16 protein-coding genes are annotated in these 17,953 nt (G+C 62.3%); 8 read left to right on the top strand and 8 right to left on the bottom strand.

The features are described from left to right. Positions 1 to 11: 11 nt before the first annotated feature. The 5 genes from KTR60_RS28935 to KTR60_RS28955 form a co-directional block, all read right to left on the bottom strand. Positions 12 to 968 (bottom strand): alpha/beta fold hydrolase, encoded by a 957-nt coding sequence (locus KTR60_RS28935; RefSeq protein WP_228401563.1) that lies wholly within the window; start codon positions 966 to 968, stop codon positions 12 to 14. Between the two features lies 1 nt (position 969). Next, positions 970 to 1,344 (bottom strand): nuclear transport factor 2 family protein, encoded by a 375-nt coding sequence (locus tag KTR60_RS28940; RefSeq protein ID WP_003942502.1) that lies wholly within the window; start codon positions 1,342 to 1,344, stop codon positions 970 to 972. Positions 1,345 to 1,409: 65 nt separating this feature from the next. Next, the gene (locus KTR60_RS28945; RefSeq protein ID WP_149357875.1) at positions 1,410 to 2,090 is read right to left on the bottom strand and encodes a hypothetical protein; all 681 of its coding nucleotides are present in this window, start codon (positions 2,088 to 2,090) and stop codon (positions 1,410 to 1,412) included. Between the two features lie 54 nt (positions 2,091 to 2,144). Further along, a complete protein-coding gene (locus KTR60_RS28950; protein WP_050655905.1) occupies positions 2,145 to 3,575 on the bottom strand; it encodes an APC family permease in 1,431 nt (476 codons plus the stop codon). A 98-nt stretch (positions 3,576 to 3,673) separates the two neighbouring features. Beyond that, positions 3,674 to 4,396, bottom strand: a complete 723-nt coding sequence (locus KTR60_RS28955) for a FadR/GntR family transcriptional regulator (RefSeq protein ID WP_021332595.1) — start codon at positions 4,394 to 4,396, stop codon at positions 3,674 to 3,676. Between the two features lie 186 nt (positions 4,397 to 4,582). On the opposite strand from KTR60_RS28955, the gene KTR60_RS28960 reads away from it, so the two are divergent. From KTR60_RS28960 to KTR60_RS28980, 5 genes are read left to right on the top strand one after another with little or no spacing between them, the layout of a single operon-like run. Beyond that, on the top strand, positions 4,583 to 5,389 hold the full coding sequence (locus tag KTR60_RS28960) for a gamma-glutamyl-gamma-aminobutyrate hydrolase family protein (protein WP_225320216.1): 807 nt from the start codon (positions 4,583 to 4,585) through the stop codon (positions 5,387 to 5,389). After that, positions 5,373 to 6,146, top strand: coding sequence for an SDR family NAD(P)-dependent oxidoreductase (locus KTR60_RS28965; protein ID WP_021332597.1), 774 nt, complete (start codon positions 5,373 to 5,375; stop codon positions 6,144 to 6,146). Before KTR60_RS28960 ends, KTR60_RS28965 begins: the two co-directional genes overlap by 17 nt. Beyond that, positions 6,143 to 7,519: a glutamine synthetase family protein gene (locus KTR60_RS28970; RefSeq protein WP_054781549.1), complete on the top strand. Its 1,377-nt coding sequence runs from the start codon at positions 6,143 to 6,145 to the stop codon at positions 7,517 to 7,519. The genes KTR60_RS28965 and KTR60_RS28970 overlap by 4 nt, the downstream gene beginning before the upstream one ends. Positions 7,520 to 7,550: 31 nt before the next feature. Next, positions 7,551 to 9,014, top strand: coding sequence for an aldehyde dehydrogenase family protein (locus KTR60_RS28975; protein ID WP_187781780.1), 1,464 nt, complete (start codon positions 7,551 to 7,553; stop codon positions 9,012 to 9,014). A gap of 18 nt (positions 9,015 to 9,032) precedes the next feature. Then, on the top strand, positions 9,033 to 9,551 hold the full coding sequence (locus KTR60_RS28980; protein ID WP_007729094.1) for a hypothetical protein: 519 nt from the start codon (positions 9,033 to 9,035) through the stop codon (positions 9,549 to 9,551). Positions 9,552 to 9,617: 66 nt separating this feature from the next. Here KTR60_RS28980 and KTR60_RS28985 read toward each other — a convergent pair whose 3' ends face one another. Both KTR60_RS28985 and leuS read right to left on the bottom strand, forming a co-directional pair. After that, on the bottom strand, positions 9,618 to 11,123 hold the full coding sequence (locus KTR60_RS28985; RefSeq protein ID WP_042451764.1) for an MFS transporter: 1,506 nt from the start codon (positions 11,121 to 11,123) through the stop codon (positions 9,618 to 9,620). A 424-nt stretch (positions 11,124 to 11,547) separates the two neighbouring features. Beyond that, positions 11,548 to 14,394 carry a leucine--tRNA ligase gene (gene leuS, locus KTR60_RS28990; RefSeq protein ID WP_021332602.1) on the bottom strand — a complete coding sequence of 949 codons (2,847 nt, stop codon included), beginning with the start codon at positions 14,392 to 14,394 and terminating at the stop codon, positions 11,548 to 11,550. 101 nt (positions 14,395 to 14,495) lie between these two features. Here leuS and KTR60_RS28995 point away from each other — a divergent pair, with 101 nt between their 5' ends. Both KTR60_RS28995 and KTR60_RS29000 read left to right on the top strand, forming a co-directional pair. Beyond that, positions 14,496 to 14,990 carry an SdpI family protein gene (locus tag KTR60_RS28995; RefSeq protein ID WP_030537477.1) on the top strand — a complete coding sequence of 165 codons (495 nt, stop codon included), beginning with the start codon at positions 14,496 to 14,498 and terminating at the stop codon, positions 14,988 to 14,990. A 5-nt stretch (positions 14,991 to 14,995) separates the two neighbouring features. After that, positions 14,996 to 15,955, top strand: coding sequence for a DUF1648 domain-containing protein (locus KTR60_RS29000; RefSeq protein WP_228401565.1), 960 nt, complete (start codon positions 14,996 to 14,998; stop codon positions 15,953 to 15,955). On the opposite strand, the gene KTR60_RS29005 is transcribed toward KTR60_RS29000, so the two are convergent. After that, positions 15,924 to 16,619 (bottom strand): FadR/GntR family transcriptional regulator, encoded by a 696-nt coding sequence (locus KTR60_RS29005; protein WP_228401567.1) that lies wholly within the window; start codon positions 16,617 to 16,619, stop codon positions 15,924 to 15,926. The genes KTR60_RS29000 and KTR60_RS29005 overlap by 32 nt on opposite strands. A gap of 162 nt (positions 16,620 to 16,781) precedes the next feature. Between KTR60_RS29005 and KTR60_RS29010 the strand changes: the two genes are divergently transcribed. Next, complete coding sequence (locus KTR60_RS29010; protein WP_003942549.1) at positions 16,782 to 17,951, top strand: MFS transporter; 1,170 nt, start codon at positions 16,782 to 16,784, stop codon at positions 17,949 to 17,951. Positions 17,952 to 17,953 lie beyond the last annotated feature (2 nt).

Raw genomic sequence — 17,953 nt, forward strand, 5'->3', positions numbered from 1 at the left:
CCCGATTTCGCCTAGAGCGACCGAAGGAAAGAGATCAAAAGTTCATCGACCTCGGCAGCGTGTTCTTGTTGTACGAAGTGCCCCGCACCGCCGAGGAGATGTACACCCCGCAGGTCGGGGACAGTGTCCTTCATTCGGTCCAGTGCCTTGGGACCGCTCATCGCGATGACCGGGTCTTCCGCGCCCGCAACGAAGAGCGTCGGGACCTCGACGTGCGCGCCGTCCAGATCCGCGCTGCGTTCCCAATTGGCGTCATACGCTCGGTACCAGTTCAAGCCACCGGTGAAACCTGTTGCAGTAAAGGCCTTTACATAGACATCCAAATCATCCTCGGTGAGCCACGACCACGGCAACGCCGGCGCCTCGGGAAGTACGTCGAGATAGCCGTTTCCTTCGGAGGGGTTCTTCCACACATCGAGGTACCGGTAAGCCCCGGACAAGGCGTGGAAGAGCCGCTGAAGGAATTCACGTGGACGGGCGTCGAGTTCGCGCTCCGCGACACCCGGTTCCTGAAAATAGTGAATGTGCAGAAAGTGCTTGCGCGCCAAGGCGGCGTAGATGGCCGAGGGCTTGGCCGGGAATCTGTCCGGCGCATAGGGAACCGCCAAGGAGACCAGTCCCGCAACGCGATCGGGGTGACGAAGCGCTGTCGTCCACGCGGCCGGAGCGCCGAAATCGTGTCCGACGAACACCGCTTTGTCGATTCCGAGAGCGTCGAGTAGGTCGATCAGCCGGTTCGCGACGGCGTCGTTGGTGTAGTCCTCGATCGCGTCGGGGCGGGTAGTGCCGCCGTAACCGGGCATGTCGAGTGCAATCGACCGAAAACCCGCTTCCGCCAACGCTGCCGACTGATGGCGATAGCTGTATCCGAGGCCGGGAAAGCCGTGGCACATGACCACAGCTGTCCCGGAACCGGAATCGTCGATCTGCCAACAGAATCCGTCGACGTCGATCGTCTTGACCGTCATGTCAGGCGGTGATCATGTCTTCCTGGTTCCAGAATGCGCGCATCGACAGGATCTTTCCGTCGTCGTCGAAGGTCATGACGTCGATGGGTGCGATGGTCAGGGTCTGCTCGCCGAGCTTGGTGATCAGCGAGAAGTGGAATGCCGCTTCGTTTCCGGCGATGCGGAGGGTCTGAAGGTGAGCTTCCTGGTCGAAATTCTCGATCACGGAGTAGAACTCGAGAATGGACTCGCGGGTGGTGCGCACGTCGGTACCAACCGGGTCTTCGACCGTTGCACCCTCTGCGTACAGGGCCACAACCTGGGCAGCAGTGCCCGTCGCAACGGTCTCGATGTAGGCGTCGACGGTCTTGCGGATTACCTCTGCGGACGGTGCCATGGTCTACCCCTCGTAGTTAGAACAGGTTCTAATTCTGAGGATAACCCACGTCTCCCGTCCGCGGGTCAGGTTTCGAGCACCCTGCGCAAGCGAGCCTTCTTCCGGTTCTCCCGCACGATCCAAACAACATCGGTGTCGTCCGACGCCTCCAGGGAGAGGAATGCCGGCAGTGCATTCTCCGGATCCGCCGCAACCGCGACACTCCAGCAGTATCCAAGCGCCTGCCGGAGAGTCCGTGTATCGGCGTCACGACGGGCGTCATCCGGTTGCGAGACGATCCACTCGGTAGCGTCTCGGCACACCTGAACGGCCAGCGCAGCGTTGGTCTTGTCCTTCAGCAACCGTGGCTCGCAGATCCCCGCAGCCGCTGCGCGCAGCGTCAATGGATGGGTGGAGCGCGCCCACTGCTCGATGATCGCCCGGAACAATTCCGGATCCGTGTCGCCTATCGCTTGAACGGCCATCGCGGCAGCTTCACGTGCACGCCACGACGCACTGGTGGTCGCCTCCGTGAGACTGTTCAGAACAGCCTTGTCGCGTGAACGAACAAGGATGAATCCGAGCCCGACGATCCCACAGCAGCGGATGTATTCGTCCTCGGACTCCGCCGCCAGCAGGATGTCGTCGTCATCGGCGCCGCGCGCGAACTCGAGCATGAGCCCAAGGTTCGCGCGCGGGCCGGGCAATCCTGAACGCTCCTGCAGATAACTCCACAGTTCATCGCCGTCCAGATCCGCGAACGTCATGGGAGTCCTGCTTTCTCGAGTGCGGGTGCACCCATCATTTCACCGAAAGCCCTCTCACGACGGGAGTTCGAAGCTCACTTGCTTCCGTCGTCGCGCATAGAGGAATCCACCGACAAACGCGAGCACCAGCACCCCGGTCATCACCACGGCCAGAATGTTGCCGCCCAGTAGGAGCGGAAGGTTTCCGGCAATGGCGATCGCGAATCCGATCAGCCCGACAAGACCCAAGCTCGGGGCAAGTTTGGTGTGCCAGAATCGCTGATCGACCTTCGTACGATGAAAGAAGACGAGCACCGCCAGGCACGTGAGCAACATGAGGGCCACGATCCCCACCGTTGCAACGCCGGCGAACCACGCGAAGATCTGTGTCACCGGATCCAGACCGATAACGATGCAAGCTCCGAGAAGTACCAGAGCACAGCAGGATTGCACCACTGACGCGATGTGCGGCGAACCATGCACGCGGTGCGTCCGCCCACCTGCGCCCGGCAGAACGCCGGTGTTCGACAGAACGAAGATGTATCTGGCCAAGACATTGTGGAGAGACAGAACTGCGGCAAAGAGACTGGACACCAACAGAATTTGAATCAGGTGGGCTGTCACCGTTCCGGCAAAGTCGGTGGCAGTGGTGATCAGCATGCCGTCGGGGTCAGTACCCGCAATGTCCACTGCACCCTTGTCGCCCCAGGCTGTCACAACCGCCCAACTGGAGAGAGCGTAGAAGCCGCCGATGAGGATCAAGGCGGCGTATGTCGCTCGCGGGATAGTCCGCGCGGGATCCTTCGCTTCGTCACGGAAGATCGCCGTCGACTCGAACCCGATGTAACCGGCAAGTGCGAATACCAATGCGACGCCGGGGGATCCGGAGAATATTTCCGACGGAGAGAACATTGCTGTCGACGGGCCTTCCGGACCACCGTCGGCGATGATGAAAGCGTCGAGTACGACTACGATCCCGACCTCTGCGATCAACAGGATGCCGAGCACCTTGCCCGACAATTCGATATGACGAAATCCGAGGACGGCTACCAGAGCCAACGAGGCGAGCGAGAAGATCCACCACGGCACCTCCGGACCACCGTAGGAGGTGATCAACGAACTCATTGCCGGGCCGAGGTAGCCGTATACGGCCAATTGCACCGTGCTGTAACTGACGAGGGCCAACATCGCACTGCCGACGCCGGCACCACGGCCGAGACCATGTCCGATGTAGAGATAGAACGCTCCGGTTCCCGGGATGTAACGCGACATCGCGGTGAACCCGACGGCGAAGAGCAGAAGTACACCGGTTGTCACGGCGAAGGTCATGGGGAAGCCCGCACCGTTGCCACCGGAAATACCCAGCGGCACAAGACCACTAATCACAGTCAGGGGAGCAGCTGCGGCAACGACCATGAGGACTATCGAGCCGGTACCCAGCGAGCCTCGAAGAGTTCGGTCATCGCCGGATGCATCACGTGAAGCATTGACGGAAGTATGGGTCATACGGGCGATGTTAGAACCATTGAAGTCGATTCGGGACCCAATTCACAAAACTTTTACTTGCGAAAAACGGGACGAACCGTCCGTTCGTCGCGCTCCCGTCAGCCTTCTTCCTGCAGCGCCAAGCGTTTGAGCTCGTCTTTTGCGTGCAGAATGTGACGTTCCATTGCCTCCGCCGCGCGAGCGCTGTCGCCCCGCTTGATCGCCTCGAAGATTTCCTTGTGCTCCACCCTCGAAGCCTCGACCTGGTCTTCGAACACGAGATGATCGACGGGGACGAACATTTCGCCGCGAGCCTCGACCACAGCGGCCTCCAACCTGCTGTTTCCCGCCGCTCTGGCGATACCGCCGTGGAACCTGGCGTCACAAGCCCGGAACGATCCCCGACTTCCGGAAACCCCCAATTGCTCAATGGATTCGAGCAACTCGAGAAGATGACGATCGGTTCGCCGGACCGCCGCGAGGCTTGCCGTGCGCATTTCCAACCCGATACGGAGGTCGACGATCTCGTCGATGTCTGCTTCTCGCGCTTTCAACTGGCCAACCCAGTCTTCATAAGGCCTGGTCAACTCCGAAACGAACGATCCACCCGTGGCTCCTCGCCGCACCTCGATGTATCCCATCGCCTGAAGGATTCGGACCGCTTCTCGCACACTGACTCGACCGACTTCGAGTTGCTGAGACAGTTCACGCTCGGACGGCAGGCGATCACCGGGGCTGAGCGCGCCGCTGTGAATGAGCAGTCGCAAGCGTCGAGCGATATCCTCCCCCAACGTCGGTGCACTGACCATGAATTCGATGGCCGGCAGCTTGTCGATCTGCACGTCTCGTACCCCCTACTCGGTGCCTGGACCGACACTTACGCTTCGTCTTGACCTACGAAATCGAACGCTCCCATTCGCAACTGTCCTTGAATAGATACAGCAGCGCGCGGCACTTCGAACCCGTTACCCCAACTTTACAAGCCAAACTCTAGCGAAAAGCCATTCAATGGTTCTATGCTCGCTCCTATGACCCAATTCACGATGACGGCGGAGGCACTCCCCGCCATGCCCCTGATCGGAGTCACCGGCCGCGTCGACCGCGGCGGGCCGTCACTACCCAACGTCGTCGGCGACGCGTTGATGGAAATGTTCTTCACCGATTTTCCGTCGAAGATCCGCGCCGCCGGTGGTCAACCGATCCTGCTGAGCATCCACAGTGATCCGCGCCGAATCGTCGAGCATCTCGACGCCCTCGTCCTCAGCGGTGGTTCCGACGTGGACCCCCGACGATACGGCCGCACCCCCGGCCCCAACTCGTCACCCATCGACCCCGCTCGGGACGAATTCGAGTTCGCCCTGGTCGATGCAGCCTGGGAAATCGGACTGCCAATCCTGGGAGTGTGCCGAGGACACCAAGTCGTCAACGTCGCCCGCGGCGGCACACTGGTTGCCGACCTTCCGACCGACGCCGGTGAGGCGCACAGCTTCTTCGGCTATCCGCGTTCCTACCGACCACAACAGGTCGCCCTTGAATCCGGCTCCATCCCATACAGTCTGTACGGCAACAGCATTCACGTGAACAGCCTTCACCACCAAGCCGTGGACACCCCGGGGAGCGGGCTTCGGATCGTCGGACGCGCGCTCGACGGCGTCGCCGAAGCCATCCAGGCCGCCGATCGCCCCGTGGTGGGCGTGCAGTGGCACCCCGAATTCTTCGTCGAAATCGACCCGCTCTTCTCGTGGCTCGTCGACGCTGCAACCTCCCGTCGGACCAATTCTTCTCACCAGATCGATCATCACAGAATGGAAGACAACAATGTCACGTACGCATGAGAACAAGGTTGCCCTGATCACCGGTGCAGGCTCCGGAATCGGCCGCGGCATCGCGCTGCGCCTCGCCTCCGACGGTGCCCGCGTCGCGGTCGTGGACCTTCACATCGAAAGTGCAAAGGAGACCGTCGCACTTATCGAATCGCAGTACGGCACACCCGCGCTCGCCCTTGAGGCCGATGTGCGCGACCGCGCCGCCGTGAGCGCCGCTTTCGAAGCCACCGTCGCCGAATGGGGGCGCTTCGACTACCTCGTCAACAACGCCGGCCTGATCACGATGAGTTCTCTCGAGAACCTCACCGACGAAGAGTGGGACCTCGTCCTCGACGTCAATCTCAAGGGCATGTTCATCGTCACGCAGATCGCCACCCCGTACTTCCGCGACGGCAACAGCGGCGCTGTGGTGAACTTGTCGACGGTGGAAGCGGACGTGGTCGTGTCCTCCCAGGGCTTCGCACAGGTCCACTACAACGCGTCGAAGGGTGGAGTGAAGATGCTGACGAAGGCTCTGGCCGTCGAACTCTCGCGGTACAACGTACGAGTCAACGCGATCGCCCCCGGGCCGGTCCCCACCGCCTTCCTGCCTGGCATCGACGTCTCCTCCGGCGAAGTTCTCGACTTCATGAAGTCCAGGCTCCTGGTGCCGCGCGTCGGCCGCCCCGAGGACATGGGTGCTGCAGTCTCCTTCCTGCTCTCCGACGACGCCTCCTACATCAGTGGAGTCCAGCTGCCCGTCGACGGCGGATGGCTTGCCCGATGAAAGGCCGGCTCACCACGGCCGAGCTCGCCGAGTCCGACATCGACACCGTCCTCATCGCCGGTATCGACCTCTACGGACGGTTGATCGGCAAACGAGTCCCGACGCGAATTTTCCTCGCGAACATCGACGAGGGTCTGCATGTGTGCACCTGTGTGTATGCCTGGGATGCCAGCCAACGCATGGACAAACTCGTTGTCGACTACGCCGGCGGACACACCGGCTGGCATGACTTCCGCCTGCAACCTGACCTGGGAACACTGCGACGCGCGTCGTGGCTCGAGTCCACTGCCATCGTCATCGCTGACTCGGTCGACGAACATACCGGCGAGATGGTCCCGATCGCACCGCGCACGATCCTGCGCAAACAGATCGACAAGCTCGAAGCTGACGGCCACACTGTCTACGCGGCAACGGAACTCGAGTTCCACCTCTACCGAGGTACCCCCGACGCATTGCGGCGCAGCGGCTATCGGGATCTCGAACCCACCACCCTGGTGCCCTCGGATTACACCATCACCGCCGGCAACGCGATGGAACCTTTCTTCCGCAAGGTACGAACCGCGTTGGAGGAGAGCGCGATTCCCGTGGAGGTCTCTCAGGTCGAATACGGCCTGGGCCAGTGGGAGATCAACCTCGAATACGGAACCGCTCTCGAGATGGCCGACCGCCATGTGCTATTCAAGCAGGTCGTCCACGACGTCGCTGCGGCAGAAGGGCTCACTGCTACCTTCATGGCACGTCCGAGCACCGACGGCATGGGCTCGTCGTGTCATATTCACGCGTCTATGCGGAGCGACGACACCTTCCCATTCCACGACGAAAGCGCAGAAAACACCGCGAGCGCCGAGCTGCTGCACGCCGTCGGCGGAGTTCTCGAGCACTGCCCGGAACTCATGCTGTTCTACACGCCGACCATCAACTCGATGCGCCGCACCAGAGCCAGCCACGATTTCTCGGGGAACGGCTTGACCTGGGGTTTCGACAACAGGACTACCACCTGCCGACTCATCACCGGTGCACCGTCCGCCAACCGTCTCGAAATGAGACTGCCAGGGGCGGACGCAAATCCGTATCTCGCACTCGCCGCCGTTCTGGCGTCGATGAACGACGGTCTGACACGAAAGCTCGATCCCGGCGCACCGGTACGACGCGACGGGTACAGCGACACAGACACACTCGAGAAGGTGAAGCAACAACCGCTGCCCGGCACACTGGACGAAGCGGCGCGTGCGCTCGAGGCCAGTGAGTTCGCACTCGCGGCGTTCGGCGCCGAGGTCGTATCGCACTATGCGGCGGTCGCCAAGGACGAATGGGATTCCTTCATGTCCGCGGTCACCGACTGGGAACGCGAACGCTACCTCGACAACATCTGACCTACAAACGATTTCGCCACGAAGGACAGTCATGACCACTTCATGCTCACTCGTGCCCCAGAACAACACGATCGACGGAAACGTCGAAACACCGGCTATCGACCTCGGCGAATTTCTCACCGATCCCGACACCGGAGAGAAACTGCAAGCCCAACTCGCGTCCTCCACCGAACAGGTGGAGAGGGCGATCACCGCCGCGACAGAACTTCACCGATCGGGTGTCTGGACCCGTCGATCGGTCGCCGACCGGGTGCGCCTACTCGAGAGAACGGCTGAACTTGTCGAAGAACGGACTGCGGCGATCGCTCGTGAGGACTCCAAGAACAACGGCCTTCCGCTTTCGATCAGCACACTTTTCGCCGGCGGACTTCCCGATCTGTTACGCAGTGCTGCAACGCATCTGAAGAACTCCTCCGGGTTCGAGCAGCTGGCGTCAGGTGCACAATTACATCGGCTGGCGTGGGGCCCGACCGCTGTGATCGCACCGTGGAACGCACCGAGCTTCATCACCGCCAAGAAGACCGCATTCGCTTTGGCCGCAGGTGCTCCGGTCATCGCCAAGCCCTCCAACTGGGCACCGTCGGGTCCCAACGTGCTTGCCGAGGCGATCTCACGTGCCATCGCCGAAGTCGACGCGCCGAAAGCTCTGTTTCAACTCGTTCACGGAGGCGGGGACGTCGGGCATCTACTGGCCTCCGATCGACGAATCCGAGCACTGGCGTTCACCGGCGGCCGAGCAGCCGGTAGTTCCATCGCCGCTGCAGCTTCTACCGATTTCAAGGCTCTTCAACTCGAGCTCGGCAGCAACAACCCCGTGATCATCCGCGCCGACGCCGACATCGATCTGACTGCCACCGCACTCGTCGACGGGTTCACCAAACTCAACGGGCAATGGTGTGAGAGTCCGGGAAGCGTCTTCGTGCCGCCGCACCTTCACGACCGGCTTGTCGACGCAATACTCGACCGCACGGCCGAAATCGCACTCGGCCGAACCGATGACGCCAACACCACGATGGGTCCGCAGGCGAACGAGCCTCAACTCCAACGGATGCGGGATACCGTCGAGTTCCTCCGTGGCGTGGGCGGCACGGCCGTCTCGAGCACCCCCGTGCCTGACGATTCCGGATGGTTCTTCCCACCGACAGTGGTGCACGGAATCTCGTCGGAGCAGACCAAATCGGAGACCTTCGGGCCGATCCTGACGGTGCACCGAGCATCAACCGACGAGGAAGCTCTGCTCGAGGCCAACGCTCTCGATACCGGCCTGGCCGGATACGTGTTCGGCGCCGACGTCGACGCCGCTCGTGAACTTGCGACCCGAATCGATTGCGGTGAGAACAAGATCAACAGCACCAGCCTCCTGGACCTAGACGACCACTCGACCCAGAGTTTCTGGGGCGGAAGCGGTATCGGCGCACACGGCGACGCAGAGCTTCTCGACTTCTTCCGGGGATCGAGAATCATCGGGGTCGATGCGCCCGGACTTCCTCTCTAGGCGGAGGAGGTCGAGGAAATGGGTGAAGCGGCTCGGGTGGGCACCGATACGAGTCGGGTGGGCACCATGGTGGTCGAATGCCACGATACCGCGGCGGTTCTCGCACGTATTTCGTCGCTGGGGTGGAAGCTCGGCGTCGAGGTCGTCAGCCTGTCTACATGGGTATCCGTGACATCGCCGGGAGTCACCGGAATGTCGATCGCGTACCGTTGCCCGGCAACGATCTCCGACGCCATGTTGATCAAGCGTCTCAACAAGATCATCGGGATAGTTCGCATCAAGACGGACCACGGCCCGTTCGTTCCGGTGACACCACAGGTCGGCCTACACGTCACCGCGACTTTCCAACGCGTCGATCCCGTGGCGCTGGTGGCGTACCGGCACGGCGCAACTGTGTGCAGTCAAGCGAACAATGTTCTGTCGGTACAACTCACCACCACCCGATCGATCGCGGACACATTCGTATCTGATCTGGCACAGGTCGCAGAGCGTCCGCTGCGGGGTGAGATCTCGCTGCAGGAGATTCATCTTGCATGACGTCGAAGTGCACCACGGCGATGTGCGGCTACGGAAGTTGGCCAGTAGCCGCACATCATCGTGTGATCAGTGAGCAGGGAGGAGGGACGTCTCCTGCTGCACACCGTCTTCTGCGCCGATCTGGACGATGTTTCGCGGCAGGAACACGGCTGCGATCGCGCCGAGAACTGCTGCAGCAGCACCGATCAGGAACGCGATACGCATGCCCTCGTCGGTGTAGAACACAGCGCCCTCCATCGCCATCGCGATGTGCGAGTTCAAGACCGTGAAGGCGATGACGGGAAGCACAGCGGGGAAGATGCTCTGGAAGACCGCAACCATGCTCGCCGTGGTTGCCTGCAACTGCGGCGGCACTGCCTCGATGAGCAGGTTCGGGATGGAGGCGTAGCCCATACCCATACCGACACCGAAGATTCCGGCAAAGATGATGAGCAGAGGCTTGTTGTCGTGAATGGTGGCCGTCAACGTGAATCCGACTGCCATGAGTATCATTCCGATGATCATCAGCAGACGGGGCCGGATGTTGCGCCCCACGAGGAAGCCCACGATCAAACCACCGACCACCACCATGCCGCCAAGGGGCGCCTGGAAGATCGCGAATCCCTCTGCCGTCACGCCGAATCCGTATCCCAGGCCGAGAACTGCGGGGGTCATCACCATCATCGGCAGCAAAATCGTGAAGACTCCCGATGCGCCGTAGCAGAAACCGGCACCGACGGCGGTGAGCATCACCGAACGCTTGCCGAAGTAGCGCAGGTCGATCAAGGGCTCGCGGATGGCTCGGGCAGAGGCAACCCAAGCCACCAACAGTGCGACGCCGCCGATCAGGTAGGCCAGTGTCGAACCGTTCTTCCAGCCCCAGGTCGGTCCGAAGCTGACGCCGATCAGAATTCCGGCGATGCCCGATCCGAGCAGTACCGCGCCGATCAGGTCCAGCGAAGAGCGAAGTCGGACAGTCGATTCCGCCGTCGAAGCGAAGATCATGCCGCCGAGGAGAACCAGCCCGACGACAAAGAACCAGAAGATGCTCCGGAACCCGTGGTTGTCGATCAACCAACCGGAGACGAACGGCGCCGGAATCGCGATCAGACCCATACCGGAAGTCGCGATACTGACTGCCAGCGCAACAGTTTTCGGCGGGAAGACATCTCGAATGAGGGAGTAGCTCAGGAAGAGGCAGGGAACGAGAAGACCCGTCAATGACCGGCCCAGAATCAGGACGGCATAGCTCGGCGCAACCGCCGAAATGAAGGATCCGACCGCTGCGCCGGCGACCGCCAAGAGCAGGACTTTTCGCTTGCCGTACATGTCGGCGAGCTTTCCGAGCAGAGGAGACGCGACCGCCCCCAGCAGCAAGAACGACGTGAGCAGCCAAGCTCCCTGCGTCGTCTGATAATGCGTCGAGATGGCCGGCAGCGCAGTGGAAATCATCATGTAGCTCACCGCGAGCATCTCGAGAAGTAGAACGATCGACGCCAGAGAGAACACCAGTCGCGGAGTCCAACGCTCCGGTATCGATGTCGGTTCGGGCGCACTAGGAGACGAACCGGAGCTGTGGACGTGAGACGCCATGGCTGGAAGATCCTTTCGGGACACCTACAAATTCGATTGACCCCCTGTCGAATACCGCCGACGGGGGCCTTGCGGGGAAGTGCAGTGGAACGACAGCTACCGCTCTCGGCAACGTGTTACGTGCATCACAGCCCTCACATCGAACACGCGCTACCAAATGTTCCGTGGAGCGGGACATTCAGGACAACGACTGATTGGCGTCACAAACTCGAACCTGGCCTTGGATTATGAGCAACGGCAACGATTTTCGGTTCGAACTTGAACGTGGAGCCATTCCCATTACGAAATACCGACCACCCCGTACTTGACGATCCCGCCTTTGAGGTTCCCCCCTCGGTGTCAACGTCGGGAATCATCCCCAGAAACGACTGTGCGCCGTTTCGGTAGCGGTAACTACCAAAACGGCGCACAGGGGCCGAAGGCCCTACAGAACTATGTTCACCATCTTGCCCGGCACAACGATCACCTTGCGGGGTGCGTTGCCCTCGAGCAGAGCGACGATCTTCTCATCGGCCAGCGCGATCTCTTCGACAGCCTTGCGATCGGCATCCGCCGGGACGCTGATGCGGCTACGAACCTTGCCGTTGACCTGGATCGGGTACTCGACGGTATCCTCGACGAGCCACTTCTCCTCGACTGCCGGGAAGGGTCCGTGCGCAAGGGATTCCGTGTGACCCAGACGCGACCACAGCTCTTCCGCGAGGTGCGGCGCCAGGGGAGCGAGCATCAGCACCAGCGGCTCGACAGCAGCACGCGGCGCACCGCCCGGGAACGCCTTGGTGAGGTGGTTGTTGTACTCGATCAGCTTCGCGGCGGCCGTGTTGTCGCGCAGCGCCGTGTAATCCTCGATGACACCGGAAATCGCCTTGTTGAGCGCACGCAAAGTCTCTTCACCAGGAGCTTCGTCGGTGACACGGGGCTTGCCGGTCTCCTCGTCGATGACGACGCGCCACACTCGCTGCAGGAATCGCGCAGCACCGACGACGTCCTTGGTAGCCCACGGACGCGAGGTGTCCAGCGGACCCATCGACATCTCGTACACACGCAGAGTGTCTGCACCGAACTCGGCGCAGATCTCGTCCGGCGCAACGGCATTCTTCAGGCTCTTGCCCATCTTGCCGTACTCGCGGTTGACCTCGGCGCCTTCGTAGAAGAACTTGCCGTCACGCTCGACGACCTCTTCCGCCGGCACGTAGACGCCGCGGGCATCGGTGTACGCGAATGCCTGGATGTAGCCCTGGTTGTACAGGCGGCGGTACGGCTCGCTCGAGGACACGTAGCCCAGGTCGAACAGAACCTTGTGCCAGAAGCGCGAGTACAGCAGGTGCAGCACTGCGTGCTCGACGCCGCCGACGTACAGGTCGACTCCACCGGGATCGTTGGGGCCGTGCAGTTCCGGACGCGGGCCCGTCCAGTACGCCTCGTTCTGCGGGTCGCAGAAGGCGTCCTGGTTGGTGGGGTCGATGTAGCGCAGCTGGTACCACGAGCTACCTGCCCACTGCGGCATGACGTTGGTGTCGCGGTGGTAGGTCTGCAGACCGTCACCGAGATCGAGCTCGACGTTGACCCAGTCGGTCGCCTTGTTCAGCGGGGGAGAGGGCTCGGAGTTGGCGTCGTCCGGATCGAAGGACACGGGTGCGTAGTCCTCGACCTCCGGAAGCACCACGGGCAGAGCCGAATCCGGCAGAGCGTGTGCGTTGCCGTCCGCGTCGTAGACGATCGGGAAAGGCTCGCCCCAGTAACGCTGACGCGCGAAAAGCCAGTCGCGCAGCTTGTACTGGATGGTGCCCTTGCCCTGGCCGCTCTCCTCGAGGCGACTGATGACGGTCGCCTTGGCCTCGGCAACGTCCAGCCCGTCGAGGTAGTCGGAGTTCACCAGCGGGCCGTCACCGGAGTACGCAGCCTCCGAAACATTGCCACCGGCAATAACTTCGAGAATATCCAGACCGAACGCGTTCGCGAACTCCCAGTCACGGTGATCGTGTCCCGGAACTGCCATGATCGCACCGGTGCCGTAACCCGTCAGAACGTAGTCGGCGATGAAGATCGGAACCTTGTGTCCGTTGACCGGATTGACGGCGTAGGAACCGAGGAAGACGCCCGTCTTCTCCTTGTTTTCCTGGCGCTCCAGGTCGGTCTTGGCGGCAATCGACTTACGGTATGCAGCAACAGCTTCCGCCGGAGTCGTGGCACCGCCAGTCCAGCGCGCGTCGACACCTTCGGGCCACTCGTCCGCGACGAGCTTGTCCACCAAGTCGTGCTCAGGAGCCAGCGTCACGTAGGTTGCGCCGAACAGCGTGTCCGGACGGGTAGTGAACACATCGACGCCGTACTCGCCTGCAGCAAAGGTAACTTCGGCACCGTACGAGCGTCCGATCCAGTTGCGCTGCATGGCCTTGACCTTGTCCGGCCAATCCAGGTACTCGAGGTCGTCGACCAGGCGATCGGAGTACGCGGTGATGCGCATCATCCACTGCTGGAGATGCTTACGGAAGACTGGGAAGTTTCCGCGGTCACTACGACCGTCGGCGGTGACTTCCTCGTTGGCCAGGACGGTACCCAAACCGGGGCACCAGTTGACCATCGAATCCGACTGGTAGACAAGGCGGTACGAGTCCAGAACCTTGGCCTTCGCGGCCACGTCCAACGAAGCCCACTCGCGTCCGTCTTCCAGAGCGCGCTCACCGGAATCGAACTCGGCTTCCAACTCGGAGATACGACGCGCCTTGCCGGCTTCCTTGTCGTACCAGGCGCCATGGATCTGCAGGAAGATCCACTGCGTCCAGTGGTAGAAGTCGACATCCGTCGTCGCGAGGCTACGACGCTCGTCGTGCCCCAGACCCAGACGTCGCAGCTGGCGCTTCATGTTGGCGATGTTGGACTCGGTGGTCGTCCGCGGGTGGGTACCCGTCTGCACGGCGTACTGCTCGGCCGGGAGACCGAACGCGTCGTAGCCGAGGGTGTGCAGGACATTGCGCCCCTGCATGCGATGGAAGCGCGCGAAGACGTCCGTAGCGATGTATCCGAGCGGGTGACCGACATGCAGGCCCGAACCCGAGGGGTACGGGAACATGTCCTGCACGAAGAGCTTGTCGGCGGGAACACCGTCGGGCGAGGAGAGCGGACCGACCGGATTGGGCGCGTTGAACGTGCCTTCCTCACTCCAGCGGTCCTGCCAGTGCTGCTCGATCTGGCCGGCGAGCTCCGCGGTGTAGCGGTGCTGCGGAGTTGCGTCGGCTGGTGAATCGGGGGACTGCGGAGACTCGGTCACTGTGGTCGCTATCTACTTGGCTGACGGAAATACCGATAACCAGGGTAGAGCCTGCACGACCCGGGCATACCATCAACTCCACTCGCGCCTATCCTGTATGGGTGATCGTTGTCGCTGTGGTGCTATTCGTGCTCGCTGTCGCCGTCGGTGGAGTTGCTGTCGCCGGACTGATCGGCAAACTCCCGCGCAACCGCTGGGCCGGTGTCCGCACCGAGGATTCCCTGCGGAGCGAGGAGTCGTTCGCCCTCGCCAACAAGGTGGCCGGTCCGACCATGCTCGCGGCCGCCGGAATGTTGGTCATCGGCGGAGTCGCAGCACTGACCATCGGCGGAGTCTTCGGCGTCGCAGTCGCGATCATCGCCGTCGTCGTCGCCGTCCTCACCGCCGGTTTCGGTGGAGGCATCGGTGCCCGTGCTGCCGCCGCACTCCCGCAGCAGAGCGGATGCGGTAACGACTGCAACTGCGGCGGACACTCCGAGCCTGCCGCAGACGAGCCGGTGGCGGAGACCCCCGAGGCCAAGGCGAACGCTGCCGCTTGCGGTACCGCTTCCTGCGGTGCCTGCGCACTCAAGGATGCTTGCCAGCCGGCTCATTGATTCACGTGAAACATCGCGTGGTCGACCCGGCCGGGGTCGTATTCGGGCTAGTCGTTCCGCTGTTGTGTGCGGTCTTCGGCTTCGTCTTGACAAAAATTTGGGAGCCCCGCCTCCCGGAGCAGATCGCGACTCACTGGACCACCACCTCGCCGGACGGATTCTCCACCCCGTCGGCCAACGCCTGGACCATTGCACTTCTGACGCTGCTCTTCGGTGGCGGTCTCAGTGCGATTGCTGCTCTTGCTCCCGCGATGCTGATGATGCGTCGCTTCATGTTGGTTGTCGGGCTGAGCGTGGTCGGGCTCATCACGACAGTGAACTTCGCTTTGCTCTACACCCAACTCGATGTCGCCGATCCGTCCACGACGTCACTCCCGCTGTGGTCTCTCGGTGTCGGCTTTGCAGTCGGCGGGGTGCTGGGGTGGATCGGCGCCTCCTTCCTGCGTGACTACCGCGTCCGCACTCTTGCCACGATCGAACCCTCGGCCGGGTTGCCGCGAAGCCGCTGCGCTCTCCCCATCTCCGACGACGTCGGATTCAGCACCAAGGGGTCGGTGATCCTCACTGCGATCACTCTGGCGCCCGGAGTCATCATGGCGTTGGCGATGCGGTCACTCTGGCCGTTGTTCATCTTCGGGGCACTCGGACTGCTCGTCGTCAGCCTGGTTCGCTTCCGGGTGATCGTCGACGAACGGGAAATCCGGGTGATCAACATGGGGATGGCTGCGATGACCTACGGCATCGAGGAAGTTGTCGGAGCCGACGTCGCGGAGATCAAACCGTTCGCGGACTTCGGCGGCTGGGGACTCAAGACCAAGGGTCGTCGTAACTACGGCGTCGTCACCCGCACCGGACCAGCGGTGGTCATCACGTTCGCTTGTGGCGACCGACTCACGATCACGACACCCGAAGCCGAAGACATCGCGGGGTCACTCAATCGATTGGCCGACGCCCGGACTCGCTAACCGCCGAGCCTGAACCGATCGCTTCCTGAGTCTTCTCGAGATACCCACACGCCGCAGCCCTGGCTTTGGTGACATCGCGTTCGGCGATGGCTTCGGCAACTCCCTGATGATGCGAAGACGTCAGCGACGGCGGATGAACCCCTTCGGTCACCTCGTAGGTGGCTCGAACTGTTTCGAGGATTCCGGCAAACAGATCTTTCAGCACGGGATTGTGGGCGGCATCGACGACGGCAATGTGAAACGCGAGATCGACGTCGACGAAGTTCTCCGCTGGGACGTCACGCCGGGCGGCCAGCTCACGAAGTATCCGGACGTCGTCGTCGCTGCGACGCTCACACGCCAACCGGACCGCTTCCATCTCGAGCGCACGACGCACTTCGAAGACGTATTTCATCTCGTCCACGGACGCGTGTTTGCCGAGCAGTCCGCCGATGTCGGTCCGAGCGCGCACGAAGGTCCCTGATCCGCGACGGATCTCGAGAACTCCCGTCGAGGTCAATGTCTTGATCGCTTCGCGCACGGTGTTCCGGCCGACGCCGAGAACACTCATCAGCTCCGGCTCGGTCGGAACACGATTGCCCACTGTCCAGACGCCGTCGGAGATCTGCGTGCGCATCCAGTCGAGGGATTGCTCGTACGCGGACTCTTTGCGAACAACGGTCATCAGCTCATCCTCACAGCATTAGCGGCGATCATTCCACTCACCTACGATACGTAGGACGACCCATGTATTTTCGCACTCTGTCTTCAGGAGGGGCTTCCCACGTCCGCCACAGCTGTCGCCACCGAAGAACGCACACGCCGCACCAATCGACACTTCTACGGCGTGGGCTACGTCCTCACCGTGATCCTCTTGGGCGCGAACATGCCCACCTCCGTCTACGGGCTGTACCGGACCGAGTTCGGATTCACGCCCACCATCCAGACGCTGATCTACGGCGTCTACGTCGCCGGCCTCGTTCCGGCATTGCTGTTCTTCGGACCGCTGTCCGACGCCCTCGGCCGACGCACCGTGCTCCTTACTGCACTCGCTCTGAGCGTCGTCGGCACGCTCGTTCTGGCATTTGCCGACGCGACGGTGTGGTTGTTCGTCGGCCGGATTGCCCAGGGAATCGCGGTGGGCGCGGCCAGTGCGGCGGGCAGCGCCGCATTGGTGGAGCAGGAACCGAAGTTCGATCACCGACGAGCAGCGCTCGTATCGACGGTGACGGGCGCGTTGGGCGGTGCGCTCGGACCACTCGTGTCCGGTGCAATCGCCCAGTACCTTCCACAACCGCTGCGGTTGCCGTATCTGATCTTCCTCGTCGCGTTCATCCCGGCACTGATCGTGTTGCTGCTACTTCCGCGGATCGGGGACGTCACACGCCCGAAGCGGTTCTTCCAGATGCCACATGTTCCCGCCGCCATTCGCGAGACTTTCTGGCTCAGCTCGCTCGCCGTCGCGCTGTCGTGGGGCGCGGTCGGGCTCTTCCAGTCGGTGGTCCCGTCGTGGATGACCAGCCTGCTGAACATCGACAACCTTCTACTCGGCGGCGGGGCGGCCGCACTGGTGATGATCTGCTCGGTGGTCGCGCAACTCGGCGGAAGCCGCATGGACCCGCGCACGTCCGTCACCGCCGGCCTGGGAATCCTCGCTCTGGGAATGATCGGCCTCCTCGTGGTCGACCTCGTCCCGAGCCTGGCACTGCTTGGCGTCATCACCGTCGTGGTCGGCGCCGGGCACGGTCTGGCGTTTGCCGGCGGCATGAAGCGCGTCAACGCCGCCGCCCGGACCCACGCCCGCGAGAGCCACGGCGGAGTTCTGGCCGCGTTCTTCACCGTCAGCTACGCGGGACTGGCGATCCCGTCGATCATCGCGGGTATCGCCATCACCCTCCAGGGAATGCAGACGGCCATCATCGAGCTGTCGATCATCGGGACGCTGCTGTGCCTGGCGGTGATGGGCTTCAACCTTCGTGGGGCTCGAGAGCCCGCTGAAGCTCGCCGTTATCCTTAGCC

Origin of the sequence: Rhodococcus sp. C1 (assembly GCF_020809065.1) — a bacterium.
GTDB classification, from domain to species: Bacteria; Actinomycetota; Actinomycetes; order Mycobacteriales; family Mycobacteriaceae; genus Rhodococcus_F; species Rhodococcus_F qingshengii.